This window comes from Pseudomonas monteilii, from assembly GCA_001534745.1.
Classification (GTDB): Bacteria; Pseudomonadota; Gammaproteobacteria; order Pseudomonadales; family Pseudomonadaceae; genus Aquipseudomonas; species Aquipseudomonas alabamensis.
Genome location: CP013997.1, coordinates 4,291,336 through 4,310,190 on the forward strand (window position 1 = coordinate 4,291,336; position 18,855 = coordinate 4,310,190).

The following is an 18,855-nucleotide window of genomic DNA, read 5'->3' on the forward strand; positions in this document are numbered from 1 at the left end:
TCATTGAATCCTGGGTGTAAGACAGTATCGATATTATGCCCGTGCCCATCGGGCAGCACACCCCGTCAAGACAAATCCGGCCGTTCGCCCTAGAATGGCGGTAATTTTTCTCGGTGAAGCGATATGAACGACCAGCGCAAAGGCGGCCACGCCGAACCCACCACGCATTTCGGCTACAAGAACGTCCCAGAGAGCGAGAAAGCGGCCAAGGTCGCCGAGGTCTTCCACTCGGTCGCGGCCAAGTACGACCTGATGAACGACGTGCTCTCCGGCGGCATGCACCGGCTGTGGAAGCGGTTCACCATCGAGCTGTCGGGTGTGCGCACCGGTAACCGCGTGCTGGACATCGCCGGCGGTACGGGCGACCTGGCCGCCAAGTTCTCGCGTCTGGTCGGGCCGACCGGCCAGGTGGTGCTGGCCGACATCAACGCCTCCATGCTCAAGGTAGGCCGCGATCGCCTGCTCGACCGTGGTGTGGCGGGCAACATCGAGTTCGTCCAGGCCGACGCCGAAAAGCTGCCCTTCCCGGACAATCACTTCGATTGCGTGACCATCGCCTTCGGTCTGCGCAACGTGACCCACAAGGAAGACGCCCTGCGCTCGATGCTGCGCGTGCTCAAGCCCGGTGGTCGCCTGCTGGTGCTGGAGTTCTCCAAGCCGACCAACGCGCTGATGTCCAAGGCCTACGACGCCTATTCCTTCGCCTTCATGCCCCTGGCGGGCAAGCTGATCACCAATGATTCGGAAAGCTACCGCTACCTGGCCGAATCGATCCGCATGCACCCCGACCAGGAAACCCTGAAGTCGATGATGGTCAGCGCAGGCTTCGACCGGGTCACCTACCACAACATGACCAGCGGCATCGTCGCCCTGCACCGCGGGATCAAGCCCTGATGCTCCTGGCCGGCCTCATCGCCAGCGTCGAGCATGGCCTGAACCGGGTCCTGCGCCTGGACAGCACGGCCTTGCCGCGCCTGGCCAGCCTCGAGGGCACGGTGATCGCCATCGACTGCCGTCAGCCGGCCTTCACGCTTTTCCTGCTGCCCGACGAAGAAGGCCTGATGCTGGCCGGCCAGTGGGAAGGTGCGGTGGACTGTACCCTGCGCGCCCCGGCCAGCAGCCTGGCACGCCTGGCCCTGTCCAAGGACAAGACCCGTGTCCTGCACAGCCCCGAGGTCGAGCTGCTGGGCGATACCGGGCCGCTGCTCGAGTTGTTCGGCGTGCTGCAGGACCTGGAGCTGGACTGGGAGCATGAACTGGCCCGCTGGCTGGGGCCGGTGCCGACCGCCCTGCTGGCCGGGCACGTACGCCAGCGCGCGCGCTGGACCCAGGACGGCCTGGCGCGGTTCGGCCAGAACCTCGCCGAGTACCTGGCCGAGGAATCGCGCACGCTGGTCGGCCAACGCGAAGCGGAAGCCGCCTTCCGCGAACTTGATCACCTGAAAGTCGACCTCGAACGCCTCGAGGCGCGCCTGGCGCGCCTTGCCCGATCCCTTGATGCCAGCGATAACGCATGAAGCTGCTTGCCGTCCGCCGCCTGTTCCGCATCCAGCGCGTAGTGATTCGCTACCGTCTCGATGACGTGCTGTTCGATCTGCCGCTGCCATGGTGGCTGCGCTGCCTCCGGCTGTTCATGCCGTGGCGCTGGTGGCCGCGCAAGCCTTCACCGATCAGCCGTGGCGCCCGCCTGCGCATGGCCCTGCAGGACCTCGGGCCGATCTTCATCAAGTTCGGCCAGTTGCTGTCCACCCGGCGCGACCTGCTGCCGGCGGACGTGGCCGATGAGCTGATGCTGCTGCAGGACCGGGTGCCGCCTTTCGATCCGCAGAAGGCCGTGGCGTTGATCGAGGCGCAACTGGGCGCCACGGTCGGCGAGGTGTTCAGCCGTTTCGATGTCGAGCCGCTGGCCTCGGCCTCGGTCGCCCAGGTGCATGCGGCGCGGCTCAAGACCGGCGAAGAGGTGGTGGTCAAGGTGGTGCGTCCGGGCCTGCGCCCGATCATCGCCCAGGACCTGGCCTGGCTGCTGCTGATCGCCAAGGGCGCCGAGCGCGTCTCCGTCGATGCCCGGCGCCTGCACCCGGTGGAAGTGGTGGGCGACTACGAGAAGACCATCTACGACGAGCTCGACCTGCTGCGCGAGGCGGCCAACGCCAGCCAGCTGCGGCGTAACTTCGAAGGCTCGGAGCTGATGTACGTGCCCCAGGTGTACTGGGACTTCTGCCGGCCGAAGGTGCTGGTGATGGAGCGCATCTACGGGGTGCCGGTCACCGACTTGGCGACCTTGGCCGACCAGCGCACCGACATGAAGCTGCTGGCCGAGCGCGGCGTCGAGATCTTCTTCGCCCAGGTGTTCCGCGACAGCTTCTTCCACGCCGACATGCACCCGGGCAACATCTTCGTCAGCACGGTCAAGCCCTGGGCGCCCAAGTACATCGCCATCGACTGCGGGATCGTCGGCAGCCTGACCCCGGAAGACCAGGACTACCTGGCGCGCAACCTGTTCGCCTTCTTCAAGCGCGACTATCGCCGCGTCGCCCAGTTGCACATCGACTCGGGCTGGGTGCCCGCGCAGACCAAGCTCAACGAGTTCGAGGCGGCGATCCGCACCGTCTGCGAACCGATCTTCGAAAAGCCGCTCAAGGACATCTCGTTCGGCCAGGTGCTGATGCGCCTGTTCCAGACGGCGCGCCGCTTCAACATGGAAGTCCAGCCGCAACTGGTGCTGCTGCAGAAGACGCTGCTCAACATCGAGGGTCTGGGGCGCCAGCTGTACCCGGAACTGGACCTGTGGAGCACCGCCAAGCCTTATCTGGAACGCTGGATGCGCGAGCGCTACAGCCCTCGGGCCGTGCTGGGCAACCTGCAGAGCCAGGCCGAGCAGTTGCCGCACCTGGCCGACATGACCCGCGACCTGCTCGAACGCCTGTCGCAGCCCCACCTGAAGGACCCGAAGCTGCCCCGTCAGCGCCGCGACGAAGATCGCTGGCCTCTGCGTCTGCTGGGCGCAGGCCTGCTGGGCGGCGGTGTGACCTTGATGCTGGGTGCGGCCAGCTTCAGTGACCCTGCCACCTGGCCTGCCTGGGTGATGCTCTCCAGCGGGCTCTATCTGATCGTACGCCGATAGCCAGGCCAGGCCCTGGCTGGCACACTAGCGCCAGGGTCCGGTACAGGAGCGGGCCCGATGCTGGAGTGAACGATGAAAGACTGGCTGGACGAGATCAAGTGGAACGACGATGGCCTGGTGCCGGCCATCGCTCAGGACCACCAGACCGGGCGCGTGCTGATGATGGCCTGGATGAACCGCGAAGCGCTGGCGCTGACCGCCGCCGAGCAGCGCGCCATCTACTGGTCACGCTCGCGTGGCAAACTGTGGCGCAAGGGCGAAGACTCCGGGCATGTGCAGAAACTGCACGAGATGCGCCTGGACTGCGATGCCGACGTGATCATCCTTCGGGTCGAACAAGTCGGCCATATCGCCTGTCACACCGGACGCGAAAGCTGCTTTTACCGTGTGTTCGAGAACGGCCAGTGGGTCACCGTCGATCCGGTCCTGAAGGACCCGGATGCCATCTACTCTGCAGGACACTGACATGAGCGACACCCTCACGCGCCTCGCCGAGGTGCTCGAAGCGCGCAAGCATGCCGCGCCCGACAGCTCCTACGTTTCCAGCCTGTACCACAAGGGCTTGAACAAGATTCTGGAAAAGGTCGGCGAAGAGTCGGTCGAGACCATCCTCGCTGCCAAGGACGCTGCCATCAGCCATGACTGCAGCGACGTCATCTATGAAACCGCCGACCTGTGGTTCCACAGCCTGATCATGCTCAGCGCGCTCGGCCAGCATCCCCAGGCCGTGCTCGACGAACTGGAGCGCCGCTTCGGCCTGTCCGGGCATGTCGAAAAAGCGGCCCGTCAGCCTTCTGCCTGAATCACGAACTCGAGGTAAACCGTCATGGGTATTTTCGACTGGAAACACTGGATCGTCCTGCTGATCGTCGTGGTCCTGGTCTTCGGCACCAAGAAGCTGAAGAACTTCGGCGGCGATCTGGGCGAGTCCATCAAGGGCTTTCGCAAGGCCATGAGCGACGAGGAGACCAAGCCGGTCGAGCCAACGCCACCCCCTGTCGCCCCGGCTCAGCCGATGCCCACGCACGAGACCACGCCGGTGACCCCACCGCCGACGACGATCGACGGCCAGGCGCGCCCCGTGCAAACGCCACCGCGGAACGACTGACCGATGTTCGGCATCAGTTTCAGCGAGCTGCTGCTCGTCAGCCTGGTCGCCCTGTTGGTGCTGGGCCCTGAACGCCTGCCGGGCGCCGCTCGCACCGCCGGGCTATGGATCGGCCGGCTCAAGCGCAGCTTCAACAGCATTCGCCAGGAAGTGGAACGGGAAATCGGCGCCGACGAGATCCGTCGTCAGCTGCACAACGAGCACATCGTGTCGCTGGAGCAGGAAGCTCGCCGGATCCTCGACCCGAAAGGGCCGGCGGCTTCCTCCGCTGCCAACGTGCAGCCCCTTGCACAGGACGCACCGCCTGGTGCGCCGACGCCCGCGCCGGTCGTCGAGCAGCCGGTCGAGACCGCTCCCCTGGCCGGTTCGCCCACCGACCCGGCCTCACCGCCCCGGACACCCAAGGCCCCATGAGCGAAACACCGGAACATGACCAGCCGATGCCGCTGGTGTCGCACCTGACCGAACTGCGCACGCGCCTGCTACGCTGCGTCGCCGCCATCTTCCTGATCTTCGCCGGGTTGTTCTCCTTCGCCCAGCAGATCTACACCCTGGTGTCCGCGCCGTTGCGTGAGCACCTGCCGCCCAATGCGACGATGATCGCCACCGATGTGGCCTCGCCGTTCCTGACCCCCTTCAAGCTGACCATGACGGTGTCGCTGTTTCTGGCGATCCCGTTCATTCTCCAGCAGGTCTGGGGGTTCATCGCGCCAGGGCTGTACCGTCACGAAAAACGCGTCGCGATCCCGTTGCTGTTGTCGAGCATCGTGCTGTTCTATGCCGGCATGGCCTTCGCCTACTTCCTGGTGTTCCCGCTGATCTTCGGCTTCTTCGCCGCAGCGACCCCGGAAGGCGTGTCGATGATGACGGACATCGCCAGCTACCTGGACTTCGTCATGACGCTGTTCTTCGCCTTCGGCGTCGCGTTCGAGATCCCGGTGGCCGTGGTGCTGCTGGTGTGGATCGGGGTGGTCGATGTCGGTTACCTGCGCAAGATCCGGCCCTATGTGATCATTGGCTGCTTCGTGGTCGGCATGGTGCTCACGCCGCCCGATATCTTCTCGCAGACCTTGCTGGCAGTGCCGATGTGGCTGCTGTTCGAGATCGGCGTGCTGTTCGGGGGTCTGGTGCGCAAGCGCAGTGCCGAGCGTGAGGCCGCCGAACACCCTGACGATCAACCGCCTGCGGCCCAGCCATGAACCTGTTGTTGCTCGAGGCCGCCGATTTCACCGCGGCCGATCGGGTGGTCCTGGGTGGCCGCCGTCTGACCCACATGCAGGACATCCATCGTGTTGCGGTAGGCGACAGCCTGCGCGTCGGCGTGCTTGGTGGGGCGATGGGCAGCGCGACGGTGACACGTCTGGCGCCTGATGAGGCGGAACTGGTGGTGGACCTTACCCAGCCGCCGCCGCCCAAGCTGCCGCTGACGTTGATCCTGGCCGTGCCGCGCCCGAAGATGCTGCGTCGGATCTTCCAGACGGTCGCGACCCTGGGGGTGCCGCGTCTGGTGCTGGTGAACAGCTATCGGGTCGAGAAAAGCTTCTGGCAAACCCCGTTCCTGGCCCCCGAGGCGATCCGCGAGAACCTGGTGCTGGGCCTGGAGCAGGCGCGGGACACGGTGCTGCCGGAGGTGATCATCGAGAAGCGCTTCAAGCCCTTCGTCGAAGACCGGCTGCCTGCGCTGGTGGAAGGCACCCAGGGCCTGGTGGGCCACCCCGGTCCCTACCCCGCCTGCCCGCGCGGGGTCGAGGGGCCGGTGACGCTGGCCATCGGGCCGGAGGGCGGATGGATCCCCTATGAGGTGGACCTGCTGGCCAAGGCCGGCCTTGCGCCGGTACAGCTGGGCGATCGCATCCTGCGGGTCGAAACGGCGGTGACGGCGTTGGTGTCGCGGCTGTTCTAGGGACAGGACGCTAACTCATCCGGTGCGTCACCGCCCTCATCGCGGGCAAGCCCGCTCCCACAGAGGGAGTGCGCCGGTCTGAGCCACAATGTGGGAGCGGGCTTGCCCGCGATGGCGTCGGTAGCCTCACCGCATGCCAATACCTGCCGACCCTAGCGTCGCTGCACGGACGCTATCGCTGGCAAGCCAGCTCCTATAGAACAAAAAATATTTTGTTGATTTCAAAGGAAATAATTTTTAGGGTTTTGTGGGCCCTGCGGGCCCAATCGCGGCACAGGGGCCGCTCCCACAGGTGACCGCGATAGCCTGCAACCCCGCACGGTGGGGCTACGGGTGTAGGAGCGGCCCCAGTGCCGCGATGGGCCGCAGAGCGGCCCTAAAATCGATTAGCAATGAAGCTTCGGATCCTGCCAGCTATCGCTATGTTCTCTGCGCGACAGCGCGGCGCCAAGGCGGCGAGCGGACTCCCACAGGACCCGTGCAGCCCAAGACGGTATCTCGTCGCCGCAGTCTGCTTGCCGCTCCTCCTTCTCAGAGCACCTGCCGCAAGAACGCCTGGGCCCGCGGGTCCTTTGGCGAAGCGAAGAATTCACGAGGCGCCGAATCCTCCAGCAGTTTGCCATGGTCGAAGAACAGCACACGGTCGGCCACTTCGCGGGCGAAGCCCATCTCGTGGGTCACGCAGACCATGGTCATGCCTTCCTGGGCCAGTGTCTTCATCACATCCAGCACTTCGCCGACCATTTCCGGGTCGAGGGCCGAGGTCGGTTCGTCGAACAGCATCACCTTCGGGTCCATGGCCAGGGCTCGAGCGATGGCCACGCGCTGCTGCTGCCCGCCGGACAGCCTGGAGGGGTATTCGTTGGCCTTGGCACCAATCCCGACCTTCTCCAGCAACGCCTTGGCCTTGGCCTCGCGCTCGGCCTTGCCGCGCTTGCGTACCACCTTCTGTGCCAGGCACAGGTTCTCCAGCACGGTCATGTGCGGGAACAGGTTGAAATGCTGGAAGACCATGCCGACTTCGCGGCGGTAGGCGTTGATGTCGGTCTTGGGGTCGTCCAGGGCAATGCCGGCGATCGCCACGTGCCCGGCGTCGAAATCCTCCAGGCCATTCAGGCAGCGCAGGAAGGTCGACTTGCCTGAGCCCGACGGCCCCAGCACCACCACCACTTCACCCTTGGCGACACGGGTGCTGACCTGATCCACCGCACGCACCACGTGGCCGCGGGCATCGAAGACCTTCAACAGGTTCTGAACGTCAATCACTTTGCGCAAGCCTCCGCTCGAGCCAGCTGGCCAGTCGCGACAGCGGCAGGTTGATCAACAGGTAGAGGCCTGCCACGCAGAACCAGATCTCGAAGGTCGAGAACGACGTGGTAATGACCTCGCGCCCGCTCTTGGTCAGTTCGGTGATGGCGATGACCGACACCAGGGAGCTGTCCTTGACCAGGCTGATGAATTGCCCGGCCAACGGCGGCAGGACGCGCTTGAAGGCCTGGGGCAGGATGACGTGGCGCATCGACTGCCCGGCATTGAGGCCCAGGGAGCGTGCTGCCTCGCTCTGCCCCTTGGCCACCGATTGCACCCCGGCGCGCACGATCTCGGCCACGTAGGCCCCCGTGAACAGCGCCAGCGTGGCCACGCCGGCGAACTCCCGGGACAGGTCCAGCACGGTCCCGATGAAGAAGTAGAAGATGAAGATCTGCACCAGCAGCGGCGTGCCGCGCACCAGCTCGACGTAGATCGAGGACAGGCCATGCAGCGTCGGGTTGCTGGACAACCGGCACAACCCTGCCAGCAGCCCGATCAGCAGCCCCAGTACGCCGGACACCGCCGAGAGCCAGACCGTCGTCCACAGGCCCCAGACCAGCGGGCCGGCGGACCAGCTGCGGGTGACGCCGATGGCATCGCCCTCGGCCACGTCGTCGCCCCGGCTCACCTGCAGGCTGTCGCGGGCCACGTTCAGCACCTGCTGACCGCCGCCCTCTTCCTTGAGCGTCACCTGCGCCGTGTCGCCCTGCTCGACGACAGCCTCCACGGTGCCGTAGTCGGCAGCACGCTGCGCTTCTTCGGCCTGGTAGGCGAAATATTGTGGCACTCGGTTCCAGCGCCACTCGTAGGAGATCATCGAGGTGGCCAGGTACAGGCTCGCGGCCAGGCCCACCAGGATCAGCGCCGTCAGCCCATGCCAGGGCCAGCGGGCTTGCTTGTGTTTGATCACGTTCGGGTCATTCCATAAAAGCGAACGCGCAGGACCGGCCTGCGCGTTGGGGTCAAAGACTGGTCAGCACGCCAGACTCATTCCATGTCCTTCAGCCAGTCCTTGTTCTTGAACCACTTGTCGTGGATACGATCATAGGTCCCATCGTGCTTGATCTGGTGCAGGAAGTTGTTGATGAAGTTGATGCTGTCGTAATCGCCTTTCTTCAGGCCGAACGCCAGGGGTTCGAAGGTGAACGGCTCGTCGAGGTATACCAGCTTGCCACCACCGACCTTGTCCACCGCCACGACGTTGTAGGGTGCGTCGTAGACGAAGGCATCGGCCTTGCCGTTGACCACGTCCATGACCGCTTCGGGCTCGTTGTCGTAGCCATGGTACTTGGCCTTGGCGATCAGCTTCTTGGCGATCAGCTCGCCCGTGGTGCCGAGCTTGGAGGTGATGCGGTACTTCTCGTCGTTCAGGTCCTTGTACGACTTGATCTCGCCTGCCAGCTCCTTGCGGATCAGCAGCGTCTGGCCGACCACGATGAAGGGCTCGCTGAAGTTCAGGCGCAGGTTGCGTTCCTGGGTCAGGGTCATGCCGCTGCCGATCATGTCGAACTTGTTGGTCAACAGGGCCGGGATGATGCCGTCGTAGGCGGTCGAGACCGTTTCGAGCTTGACGCCCATCGACTTGGCCATGGCCTTGAGGATGTCCACTTCGAAGCCGATGATCTCGCCACGCTTGTTGGTCATCTCGAACGGCATGTAGGTCGGATCCATGCCGACGCGCAGCGTACCGCGCTTGACCGCGTCGTCGATGGCGCCCGCTTGCACGGCCGAGACGGCAGCCAGTGCCGTGACGCCCAGCAGAAGCCGCGACAGGTATTTCTTGAACATGACCAGGTCCCCTAGACAGGAAAGACGAACGTTTTTATTGGTCGGCCCACGGGCTGTCGGGTCGATCCGCTTTGTCGGGAAGCGATGCTAACGCATGCGCGGCCCGTCACCTAGAGGCAGGCGAGCCTTTGTGGGCCGAAAGGCGATGACAGGTGAACCGCAGGCATGAAAAAGCCCGGGACCGCTGACGGTTCCGGGCTTGGGTACAGCAGCGCGTGCGTTACGCGTTGGCCAGCGTCGAGGTCGGCTCGCCTTCAGGGTGCAGCGGCAGGCTCGGCGAGTGCGCGTCGGTGGTGATCGACCGCCAGCGCTCGATCCAGGTCGAGGGATAGGCGTTCCACACACCGGCATGCAGACGCGACAGCGCTACCGGGTCACTGAGCAGGGCCAGACGGGTCGTGCCGTCCAAGCGCTCGGGACCGGCTTCCAGCGCTTTGTCCACATGGCGTCGGCGCTGTGCCTCGATCGGCTCGGCCTGACCATGACGGGCGGTGGCCATGGCGCAGGCCAAGGCGTTCTGCACCGGGTCGACCACGGCGCGCACGAAGCCGTCACGCAGGGCATGCCAACGGTTCTCGTGGGTGTACTGGTCGGTCGCCACCAGTTCCTGGGGCGGTGCGTACTCTTCCGGGATCAGGAACAGCTTCTCGTCGCGTGCACGCAGGCCCAGGCCGGTACGGCTGGAAATCACCGACACCGGAATCGACAGCACCAGCGAACCGACGATGGGTGCCAGCCACCACAGGAAGCTCGGGTTGAGCCAGGCCACCAGCGCGGCCCAGGCGAAGCCGAGCAGGGTCTGCGGCCCGTGGCGCTTGATCGCCTCGCTCCAGGGGGTGGAGTCGTCGTCACGCTGTGGCGAGTTCCAGGTCGCGGCCCAGCCCAGGAACGCGGCCAGGACGAAACGGGTGTGGAAGATCATGCGCACCGGCGCCAGCAGCATCGAGAACAGCATCTCGATCAGCATGGACAGGGTGACCTTGATCCGCCCGCCGAACTCGGTGGCGCCCTTGACCCAGATCAGCACCACGCTGAGCAGCTTGGGCAGGAACAGCAGCACGACCGTGGTGGAGAACAGCGCGATGGCTTTCTCCGGGTGCCATTGTGGCCACAGCGGATACAGCTGGAACGGCTCGAGGAAGTACTGCGGTTCCATCAAGGTGTTGGTCGCCAGTAACGCCGTCGACAGCACCAGGAAGAAGAACCACAGCGGCGCCGACAGGTAGGACATCACGCCGGTCAGGAACACCGCACGGTGCACCGGGTGCATACCCTTGACCAGGAACAGCCGGAAGTTCATCAGGTTGCCGTGGCACCAGCGACGGTCGCGCTTGAGTTCGTCGAGCAGGTTCGGCGGCAGCTCTTCGTAGCTGCCCGGCAGGTCGTAGGCGATCCACACACCCCAGCCGGCACGCCGCATCAGCGCCGCTTCGACGAAGTCGTGGGACAGGATGGCCCCGGCGAACGCGCCCTTGCCCGGCAGGGGTGCCAGTGCGCAGTGCTCGATGAAGGGCTTCATGCGAATGATCGCGTTGTGCCCCCAGTAGTGCGATTCACCCAGCTGCCAGAAGTGCAGGCCGGCCGTGAACAGCGGGCCGTAGACCCGCGTGGCGAATTGCTGCAGACGGGCATAGAGGGTGTCCATGCCCGAGGCCTTCGGTGCGGTCTGGATGATGCCTGCGTCCGGGTTTGCCTCCATCAGGCGCACCAGACTGGTCAGGCAGTCGCCGCTCATGACGCTATCGGCGTCGAGCACGACCATGTACTTGTATTCGCCGCCCCAGCGACGGCAGAAGTCGTCGAGGTTACCGCTCTTGCGCTTGACCCGGCGGCGACGGCGACGATAGAAGATGCGCCCGAACCCTTTGGTCTCGCGGCACAGGTCGAGCCAGGCCTGCTGCTCGGCCACGGCGATATCAGGGTCGTTGGTGTCGCTGAGCACGAAGAAGTCGAAGCGATCCAGATCGCCCGTGCGCGCCACTGACTCGAAGGTCGCCCGCAGACCGGCGAATACGCGTGGCACGTCTTCGTTGCAGATCGGCATCACCAGGGCGGTACGCGCCGTCGGAGCGATCGGCTCGGTACCGGCGCTGCTGCCGGAGATGCGGTACTTGTCGCGCCCGGTGAGCAGTTCCAAGAAGCCCATCAAGGCCGTCCAGAAGCCGGCCGACACCCAGCAGAACAGAATCCCGAACAGGATCAGGATGCTGGTCTGCAAGGCATACGGCCAGACCTGGACCACGGTGTCCCAGAGCGGCTGGTTGACCACCTCGTCGAGGTCGACGAACGACCAGCCCTGGTAGGGCAGGATGCCCTTCATGTACCAACCTGCCACCAGCGTCTGGCCGATCATCAGGGCCAGCAGGATGTATCGGCGTACAGAGCCGACCCAGCGCCAGCGCGCGGCCGGCAGCTCCGGGTCGCGCTTGGGCGGCTGCGCGTCCACCGACTTGCCCGTGAGCCGGCGCCAGATGCGCACCAGCACGTTGGTACGCCACTGTTCTGGCAGCACATGGGTGCGCTTGATCGGCGGTGCGACCTTCAGGCTCACACGACCCTGGCTGTCGACGCCCAGCAGCTCGGCGTCCTCCAGTTCGGCCGCAGTGCCCAGGGTCAGGCGGCTCGCCACCGAGCCCTGGGCAGCATCGTCCACCTGGCCCGGCGCGAGGCCTGCCAGGCGCTGGTGCAGCTCGTCGAACGACGTGCAGTCGGCCAGCTCGGCGCGCTGCTCGTCGCTCAGCGGCAGGTGGGCGAGGTATTCGCCCAGGGATTGGGATGTCGCGGTCACGTTACTCATCGGCAGGCAACTGGTAGCTCCAGGTCTCGGTCAGCACCGTTTCGGTGGTGGCCGGTTTCCCGTCGGTGGGCGCCGCTTCGGCGGCCGGTTGCTCGGCAGGCTCGGCAGGCTTGGCCGCCTTGGCATGCTTGGCCGCGGCCTTGTCATGCTTGGCATCCTTGGCCGGCGCAGCGTCCTTGGCGGCCTCGACCGGCACGTCACGCAGCAGCGCCGCGCGCATCTCGGTGGCCTTGGTCGGGTCCTTGATCTTCAGGCGCAGCGTCAAACGCCAGCCTTTGGTCTGCGGGTTGTGACGCAGGTTGTTCTCGACCACCTCGGCGTTGTCGCCGACGCTGACCTGGCTGCGCAGGGCCGCATCTTCCGGCAGAGCCGCCAGGACCGGGCCTTCGAAATCGACCAGGAAAGCGATGCTGCCATCGGGCTGGCGAATCAGGTTGGACTGCTTCACGTCACCGGTCGAGCGCAGGGTCTGCTTGACCCAGGCCAGTTCGGGGGCGTGGAACTGGGCCTCGTTGAGGGTCCAGTGCAGGCGGTAGTCATGCTCGATCGGCTGACCTGGCTCGGGCAGGTCCTGCGGGCTCCAGAACGCCACGATGTTGTCGTTGGTCTCGTCCGCGGTCGGGATCTCGACCAGGTCGACGGTCCCCTTGCCCCAGTCGCCGCGAGGTTCGATCCAGGCGCTCGGACGGGTCTGGTAGTTGTCGTCGAGGTCTTCGAAGTGGCTGAAGTCGCGCTGACGCTGCAGCAGGCCGAACCCACGCGGGTTCTCCACGGTGAAGTTGCTCACGGCCAGGTGCTTGGGGTTGTTCAGCGGGCGCCACAGCCACTCGCCGTTGCCCGCCTGGATCGACAGGCCCTCGGAATCGTGCAGGGCCGGACGGTAGTTCAGCACCTTGGAGGGCTGGTTGCTGCCGAACAGGAACATGCTGGTCAGTGGCGCGACACCCAGGCGCGTGACCTTGTCACGCAGGTAGACGCGCGACTTGATGTCGACGATGGTGTCGTCGCCCGGGCGCAGGATCATCTTGTAGGCACCGGTGGAGCGCGGCGAGTCGAGCAGCGCGTAGATCACCAAGTGCTTGTCGCCCGGATTAGGACGCTCGATCCAGAACTCGCGGAAGCGCGGGAATTCCTCGCCGGAGGGCAAGGCGGTATCGATGGCCAGGCCACGTGCCGACAGGCCGTAGGTCTGGCCCTTGCCGACCACGCGGAAATAGCTGGCGCCGAGCAAGGTCATGATTTCGTCTTGCTTGTCGGCCTTGTTGATCGGGTAGAGCACACGGAAGCCCGCGTAGCCCAGCTGATCGGTGGCCTTGGCGTCGAACTGCAGGTCGCCGAAGTCGAAGCGGCTCGGGTCGTACTTGATTTCCTCGACCTTGCTCGCGGTGACTTCGTTGATCTTCACCGGCGTGTCGAAATGCATGCCCTGGTGATAGAAGGACAGCTTGAACGGGGTCTTGTCGCCTGCCCACTCGGCCTTCTCACGCAGGAAATGGATCTTCTGGTAATCCGCGAACTTCATGTCGCGGAACACGGCGGGCAGATTGCTCTTGGGCGCCTCGAACTTCTGACCAGCCAGATCCTTGGCCTTGGCTGCGACATCATCAAGATTGAACGCCCACAGCGGCGTACTGCCCAACAGACCGGCCAGGGCGATACTCGCCATCAGGGCCTTGCGCAGACGATTGCCGGGGGTTCTTGGTGCGTTACAGGGACTTACAATCACGAGCAACCCTCGCCGAAAACGGATCATGAAACCAACTGCCAGCGATCAATGCCGGGTTGGCGAGCACTGTTCCGACCCCGAAAGGGCTGAATGATTCCCCATACGGTCGCGGACGGTACTCGAGTCAGAATGAAACGGACCTGCGAACGCAGGTCCACGCAGCGCGCGATTATCCAGCAGCCCGAGTGACAACGCATCAGGCGCGACGAACTATTTAACGCCTAAACGGCCGTTTTCCAAGCCTCTGAGACGTCTACCTGCCTCATATTTGTAACAGGAAGGTGACCGGACCGTCGTTGACCAGGTGAACCTGCATGTCGGCCCCGAAACGACCGCTGCCGACCGGGTCGTGCACGGCCTGGGCCTGGGCCAGCAGATACGCGAACAACTCGGCGCCCAAGGCCGGCGGCGCGGCGGTGGAAAAGCTCGGACGCATGCCGCTTCGGGTGTCGGCTGCCAGGGTGAACTGCGAGACCAGCAGCAGGCCACCGGCACAGTCCTTGAGCGACAGATTCATCTTGCCCTGCTCGTCGCTGAACACGCGGTAGTTGAGCAGCTTGTGCAGCAGCTTGTCGGCATGCTCACGGGTATCGCCCGGCTCGACAGCCACCAGAGCCAGCAGCCCCTGATCGATGGCGCCGACCACCTCCCCGGCCACCTCGACCCTGGCCTGGCGGACCCGCTGGATCAGCGCCTTCATGCTTCGTCCAGCGGCAGGTCGAGCAGGCGGCGTGCCATCTGTTCGGCGGCACGTACCAGGGCGTCGGTGATGCCTGGCTCGGACGCGGCATGACCGGCGTCGCGGATGACTTTCAGCTCGCTGTTGGGCCAGGCCTGATGCAGTTCCCAGGCGTTGTCCAACGGGCAGATGACGTCATAGCGTCCGTGCACGATCACCGCCGGCAGATGGGCGATCTTGTGGACATCGCGGATCAGCTGGTTCTCTTCGAGGAAGGCGTCGTGCATGAAATAGTGGCTTTCGATACGGGCGATCGACAGCGCACGCTGGGGTTCGGAGAATCGGTCGACCACCAGCGGGTTGGGCCTCAAGGTGGCGGTCCGCCCTTCCCAGATCGACCAGGCCTTGGCCGCGTGCATCTGGGCGATCTGGTCATTGCCGGTCAGGCGCCGATGGAAGGCAGCGACCAGATTGCCGCGCTCTTCGGGCGGGATGGGGGCGATGTAGTCCTGCCAGTAGTCGGGGAACAGGCGGCTGGCGCCTTCCTGGTAGAACCACTGGATCTCCTGGGGCCGGCACAGGAAGATGCCACGCAGGATCAGGCCATGCACACGGTCCGGATGGGTCTGGGCATACGCCAGTGCCAGGGTCGACCCCCACGAGCCGCCGAACAGTACCCACTTGTCGATGCCCAGGTGCTTGCGAATGCGCTCGAGGTCTTCGACGAGGTGCCAGGTGGTGTTGTTCTCCAGGCTGGCGTGCGGCGTGGAACGCCCGCAGCCTCGCTGGTCGAAGGTGACGATACGGTAGACGTTGGGGTCGAAGTAGCAGCGGCTCTGCGCATCGCAGCCCGCGCCGGGCCCGCCATGGATGAAGACCACCGGCAGACCCTCCGGCGAGCCACTTTCATCGACATACAGCACATGCGGCGCTTCCACGGCCAGGTCATGCCGGGCGTAGGGTTTGATCTGCGGATACAAGGTCTGCATTACGCACTCCGTGTGAGGATTTGAATGGCCATCGCCATCATAAACCCGAATCACGCTTTGAGCATGTGCGCCGTGTGCACGCTGTGCAGTCGAAGTGGCCGGCCCGGTCAGCCAGGCCGATGGACCGAGGCGCTCAGTCGAGCCGAGCGATGTCGCGATCGGCGACGCGCCAGACCAGGCGCGTCGTGTCATAGCCTTGCTGCCGCGCCCTGGCCAGGAGCCGCTCGCGCTCGACCACCGCCAGTACCGGTGTGCGTGAAAGAATCCACAACGACCTGCGGTCAGGGCTGCCGACGATCGCTTGCTGGTAGCGCTCGTCGACATAGAGCACCCAGTACTCGCGCCTGGCCAGACTCGGCATCAGGTGGGCGAGCCCCTTGTCGAACGCGATCCAGAACCTGTCGGGTCGCTCGGGGGCCTGGCGCCAGGCGCTGCCCTGGGTACCGCTCCAGCGATCGTCCAGTGTCCGGCAGCGGTTGAGCACACCCAGCGAGCCATCGGCACGCACGTTGTAGTGGGTTTCGGACTGGGCACAGCCCTGCTCCAGGCGCAGCGGCAGGTGCGCCAGCTCGAACCACTTGCCCTGGTAACGCTTGAGGTCGATGTGACCGGCCGTGCGGGGCGCCAGGCTGTCCACGGAAGGCGAGGCGCAGCCCCCGAGGAGCAGGATCAGGCCTGCGATCGCGCCGGCACGGACAGGACTCACTGGAGCCCCTGCCCTGCGTACATCACCACGCGGTCCGACGCGAACTGGACACTGACGAAGCGGGTCTGGTCACCCCAGGTACAGCTGCTGATGCCCAAGGCACCCGAGCATTCGGTCGGTTTGCCGAGCAGTTGCTCGACCTGGACGCGGGTCATGCCCGTTTCCAGCTTGGCGTAGTTTTCCTGGGTGAGTTTGCTGCAGGCGGCCAGGGCGACACACAGCGACAAGACGATGAGAGAACGCAAGGAAGGCATGCACGCGGCTCCTGGGAAAGACACAGGCGGTCGACCTGCAGGGCCCTTGGATACGAAGAGGACTCATTGGTTCCCGAGGAGGGTGATTTTTGCGAGGGACACGGGGTGACGAAGCGACCCATGGCGCTGCATGGTATGGGCAGTCTGGCACTGCACCGGTGCTTGCCGCGCTCATCGCGGGCAAGCCCGCTCCCACAGGAGGCTGAGCCATCCTGCTTCCCAGCCTCCACAAGAGGGCTGAGCCATCCTGCTTCCCAGCTTCCACAAGAGGGCTGAGCCATCCTGCTTCCCAGCTTCCACAAGGGACTGAGCCATCCTGCTTCCCAGCTTCCACAAGAGGGCTGAGCCATCCTGCTTCCCAGCTTCCACAAGAGGGCTGAGCCATCCTGCTTCCCAGCTTCCACAAGAGGGCTGAGCCATCCTGCTTCCCAGCTTCCACAAGAGGGCTGAGCCATCCTGCTTCCCAGCTTCCACAAGAGGGCTGAGCCATCCTGCTTCCCAGCTTCCACAGGAGGGCTGAGCCAGCCTGCTTTCCAGCTTCCACTAGAAGGCTGAGCCATCCTGCTTCCTGGCAGGCTACAGGGTACCTGTGGGAGCGGGCTTGCCCGCGATGGCGCCAGGACAGGCACCGCCGTGCGTCGGTCAGCGGGCGCTCACCGACGCGCGGGCCGCTAGAACCGAGAACCCGGCTCCAGCAGGAAGTCCATCTCTTCGCTGGTGCTCGGTCGTCCCAGCACCAGGTTGCGGTGCGGGAACCGGCCGAAGCGCTCGATGATGCGCTGATGCTGCTCGGCATAATCGAGGAACCCTTCGAACAGCCGGCGCTGGCTCTCGGGCTGCTCGCCGAGCAGCGCCTGGTGGCGCTCCACGCTCAATTGCTGCCAGTCGAGCACCTCGGAATGCTCCAGCACCAGCAACACGAACGCTCGCTGGATCGGCAGCAGCTGGTAGTCCCAGTTCTGCTGCAGACCCTGCATGGCCACCACCTGGGCGCGACGATCCCCCTCGAACGCACGCGGCGTGTCGCGGTAGATCATGCGCGGCAACTGGTCGAGCAGCAGGATCAGCCCCAGCCAGCCCTGCGGGCTCTGTTGCCATTCGTCCAGGCCACCGTCCAGCGCCTGCTCGACCCATTCGCCGAAGCGCTCGTACGCCTCGACGTCATGGTGCTTGCCGAACCACAGCGTGCTTTTCTCGTCGGCCACGGCCTGGGCACTGGTGCCCCAACCGAACCACCACTCGAGCAACGGCTGCCAAGGTGCGAGCATGGCTTACTCCTTGTGATAGGCCGTGACGCGCTCGACTTCCTGCTTCGAGCCGAGGATCACCGAAACGCGCTGGTGCAGGCTTTCCGGCTGGATGTCGAGGATCCGCTCGAGGCCGGTGGTGGACGCACCGCCCGCCTGCTCGATGATGAACGACATCGGGTTGGCCTCGTACATCAGGCGCAGCTTGCCCGGCTTGGACGGGTCACGGGAATCGCGCGGGTACATGAACAGGCCGCCACGGGTGAGGATGCGGTGCACGTCGGCCACCATCGAGGCGATCCAGCGCATGTTGTAGTTCTTCTTCAACGGGCCGGTCTCGCCTGCCAGCAGCTCGCCCACGTAACGCTGCACCGGCGCTTCCCAGTGACGCTGGTTGGACATGTTGATGGCGAATTCTGCGGTGGTCTCCGGGACCTGGATGTTCTCGTGGGTCAGCACGAAGCTGCCCAGCTCACGGTCCAGGGTGAAGCCGATGACGCCATTGCCCAGGGTCAGCACCAGCATGGTCTGCGGACCATAGATGGCGTAGCCGGCCGCCACTTGCTGGGTGCCCGGCTGCAGGAAGGCCTGCTCGTTCAGGGTTTCGTTCTGGCTCAGGTACTCGTTCGGGCAACGCAGCACGGAGAAGATGGTACCGACCGAGACGTTGACGTCGATGTTCGACGAGCCGTCGAGCGGGTCGAAGACCAGCAGGTAGGCGCCTTTCGGGTAACGACCCGGGATCTGGTAGGCATTGTCCATCTCTTCGGAGGCCATGCCGGCCAGGTGGCCACCCCACTCGTTGGCCTCGAGCAGGATCTCGTTGGAGATCACGTCGAGCTTCTTCTGCACTTCGCCCTGTACGTTTTCGGTGCCCATGCTGCCCAGCACACCGCCCAAGGCGCCCTTGGACACGTTGTGGCTGATTTCCTTGCACGCACGCGCCACCACTTCGATCAGGAAACGCAGATCGGCAGGGGTATTGTTGCTACGGGTCTGCTCAATCAGATAGCGACTCAGGGTAACGCGGGACATGTGTGGCTCCGGAAGGGAATGGGGTCGATAAACCCATGCAGTCTACAGGGAGTGTCGAAGGCTAGCGAGCTGTCGCCGGCGCACTCGCCCGCGTGATCGCCTTGGCGAAGGCACGGGTGAGGGTCGGGACAGGGTCCGGCGCATCTGACGACGCGCCGCTCGGGTAGTTCAGCACCCACGAGGGCAAC

The 18,855-nt window shown here is 64.9% G+C and carries 20 protein-coding genes; 9 read left to right on the forward strand and 11 right to left on the reverse strand.

All coding sequences use genetic code 11. The features are described 5' to 3' along the window. The first annotated feature begins 123 nt into the window (after positions 1 to 123). From ubiE to APT63_18415, 9 genes are all read left to right on the forward strand, one after another. The gene (gene ubiE / locus APT63_18375) at positions 124 to 894 is read left to right on the forward strand and encodes a ubiquinone biosynthesis methyltransferase UbiE (protein AMA47434.1); all 771 of its coding nucleotides are present in this window, start codon (positions 124 to 126) and stop codon (positions 892 to 894) included. Next, positions 894 to 1,517 (forward strand): sterol-binding protein, encoded by a 624-nt coding sequence (locus APT63_18380; protein AMA47435.1) that lies wholly within the window; start codon positions 894 to 896, stop codon positions 1,515 to 1,517. The genes ubiE and APT63_18380 overlap by 1 nt, the downstream gene beginning before the upstream one ends. After that, complete coding sequence (locus APT63_18385) at positions 1,514 to 3,124, forward strand: ubiquinone biosynthesis protein UbiB (GenBank protein AMA47436.1); 1,611 nt, start codon at positions 1,514 to 1,516, stop codon at positions 3,122 to 3,124. Before APT63_18380 ends, APT63_18385 begins: the two co-directional genes overlap by 4 nt. A gap of 72 nt (positions 3,125 to 3,196) precedes the next feature. Continuing rightward, positions 3,197 to 3,589: a phosphoribosyl-AMP cyclohydrolase gene (gene hisI, locus APT63_18390; protein ID AMA47437.1), complete on the forward strand. Its 393-nt coding sequence runs from the start codon at positions 3,197 to 3,199 to the stop codon at positions 3,587 to 3,589. Position 3,590: 1 nt separating this feature from the next. Then, on the forward strand, positions 3,591 to 3,926 hold the full coding sequence (locus tag APT63_18395; GenBank protein AMA47438.1) for a phosphoribosyl-ATP pyrophosphatase: 336 nt from the start codon (positions 3,591 to 3,593) through the stop codon (positions 3,924 to 3,926). Positions 3,927 to 3,950: 24 nt separating this feature from the next. Beyond that, positions 3,951 to 4,232 (forward strand): preprotein translocase subunit SecA, encoded by a 282-nt coding sequence (gene tatA / locus APT63_18400; protein ID AMA47439.1) that lies wholly within the window; start codon positions 3,951 to 3,953, stop codon positions 4,230 to 4,232. Positions 4,233 to 4,235: 3 nt separating this feature from the next. Next, a complete protein-coding gene (locus tag APT63_18405; GenBank protein AMA47440.1) occupies positions 4,236 to 4,646 on the forward strand; it encodes a preprotein translocase subunit TatA in 411 nt (136 codons plus the stop codon). After that, positions 4,643 to 5,431 carry a twin-arginine protein translocation system subunit TatC gene (locus APT63_18410; GenBank protein ID AMA47441.1) on the forward strand — a complete coding sequence of 263 codons (789 nt, stop codon included), beginning with the start codon at positions 4,643 to 4,645 and terminating at the stop codon, positions 5,429 to 5,431. The genes APT63_18405 and APT63_18410 overlap by 4 nt, the downstream gene beginning before the upstream one ends. Further along, positions 5,428 to 6,135 carry a 16S rRNA methyltransferase gene (locus tag APT63_18415; GenBank protein AMA47442.1) on the forward strand — a complete coding sequence of 236 codons (708 nt, stop codon included), beginning with the start codon at positions 5,428 to 5,430 and terminating at the stop codon, positions 6,133 to 6,135. Before APT63_18410 ends, APT63_18415 begins: the two co-directional genes overlap by 4 nt. A 531-nt stretch (positions 6,136 to 6,666) precedes the next feature. On the opposite strand, the gene APT63_18420 is transcribed toward APT63_18415, so the two are convergent. The 11 genes from APT63_18420 to APT63_18470 form a co-directional block, all read right to left on the reverse strand. After that, on the reverse strand, positions 6,667 to 7,401 hold the full coding sequence (locus APT63_18420; GenBank protein AMA47941.1) for a peptide ABC transporter ATP-binding protein: 735 nt from the start codon (positions 7,399 to 7,401) through the stop codon (positions 6,667 to 6,669). Further along, complete coding sequence (locus APT63_18425) at positions 7,394 to 8,356, reverse strand: ABC transporter permease (GenBank protein AMA47443.1); 963 nt, start codon at positions 8,354 to 8,356, stop codon at positions 7,394 to 7,396. Before APT63_18425 ends, APT63_18420 begins: the two co-directional genes overlap by 8 nt. Positions 8,357 to 8,433: 77 nt before the next feature. Beyond that, positions 8,434 to 9,234: an amino acid ABC transporter substrate-binding protein gene (locus tag APT63_18430; protein ID AMA47444.1), complete on the reverse strand. Its 801-nt coding sequence runs from the start codon at positions 9,232 to 9,234 to the stop codon at positions 8,434 to 8,436. Between the two features lie 220 nt (positions 9,235 to 9,454). Further along, positions 9,455 to 12,031: a glucosyltransferase MdoH gene (locus tag APT63_18435; protein AMA47445.1), complete on the reverse strand. Its 2,577-nt coding sequence runs from the start codon at positions 12,029 to 12,031 to the stop codon at positions 9,455 to 9,457. Beyond that, on the reverse strand, positions 12,024 to 13,697 hold the full coding sequence (locus tag APT63_18440) for a glucan biosynthesis protein G (protein AMA47446.1): 1,674 nt from the start codon (positions 13,695 to 13,697) through the stop codon (positions 12,024 to 12,026). The genes APT63_18435 and APT63_18440 overlap by 8 nt, the downstream gene beginning before the upstream one ends. Positions 13,698 to 14,019: 322 nt before the next feature. Beyond that, positions 14,020 to 14,457, reverse strand: coding sequence for a D-tyrosyl-tRNA(Tyr) deacylase (locus tag APT63_18445; GenBank protein AMA47447.1), 438 nt, complete (start codon positions 14,455 to 14,457; stop codon positions 14,020 to 14,022). Next, positions 14,454 to 15,425, reverse strand: coding sequence for a proline iminopeptidase (locus APT63_18450; protein ID AMA47448.1), 972 nt, complete (start codon positions 15,423 to 15,425; stop codon positions 14,454 to 14,456). Before APT63_18450 ends, APT63_18445 begins: the two co-directional genes overlap by 4 nt. Positions 15,426 to 15,558: 133 nt before the next feature. Then, positions 15,559 to 16,131 carry a lipocalin gene (locus tag APT63_18455; GenBank protein AMA47449.1) on the reverse strand — a complete coding sequence of 191 codons (573 nt, stop codon included), beginning with the start codon at positions 16,129 to 16,131 and terminating at the stop codon, positions 15,559 to 15,561. Further along, positions 16,128 to 16,385 (reverse strand): hypothetical protein, encoded by a 258-nt coding sequence (locus tag APT63_18460; protein AMA47450.1) that lies wholly within the window; start codon positions 16,383 to 16,385, stop codon positions 16,128 to 16,130. Before APT63_18460 ends, APT63_18455 begins: the two co-directional genes overlap by 4 nt. A 671-nt stretch (positions 16,386 to 17,056) precedes the next feature. Beyond that, positions 17,057 to 17,653, reverse strand: a complete 597-nt coding sequence (locus APT63_18465; protein ID AMA47451.1) for a hypothetical protein — start codon at positions 17,651 to 17,653, stop codon at positions 17,057 to 17,059. A 3-nt stretch (positions 17,654 to 17,656) separates the two neighbouring features. Further along, complete coding sequence (locus tag APT63_18470; GenBank protein ID AMA47452.1) at positions 17,657 to 18,667, reverse strand: fructose-bisphosphatase; 1,011 nt, start codon at positions 18,665 to 18,667, stop codon at positions 17,657 to 17,659. Positions 18,668 to 18,855 lie beyond the last annotated feature (188 nt).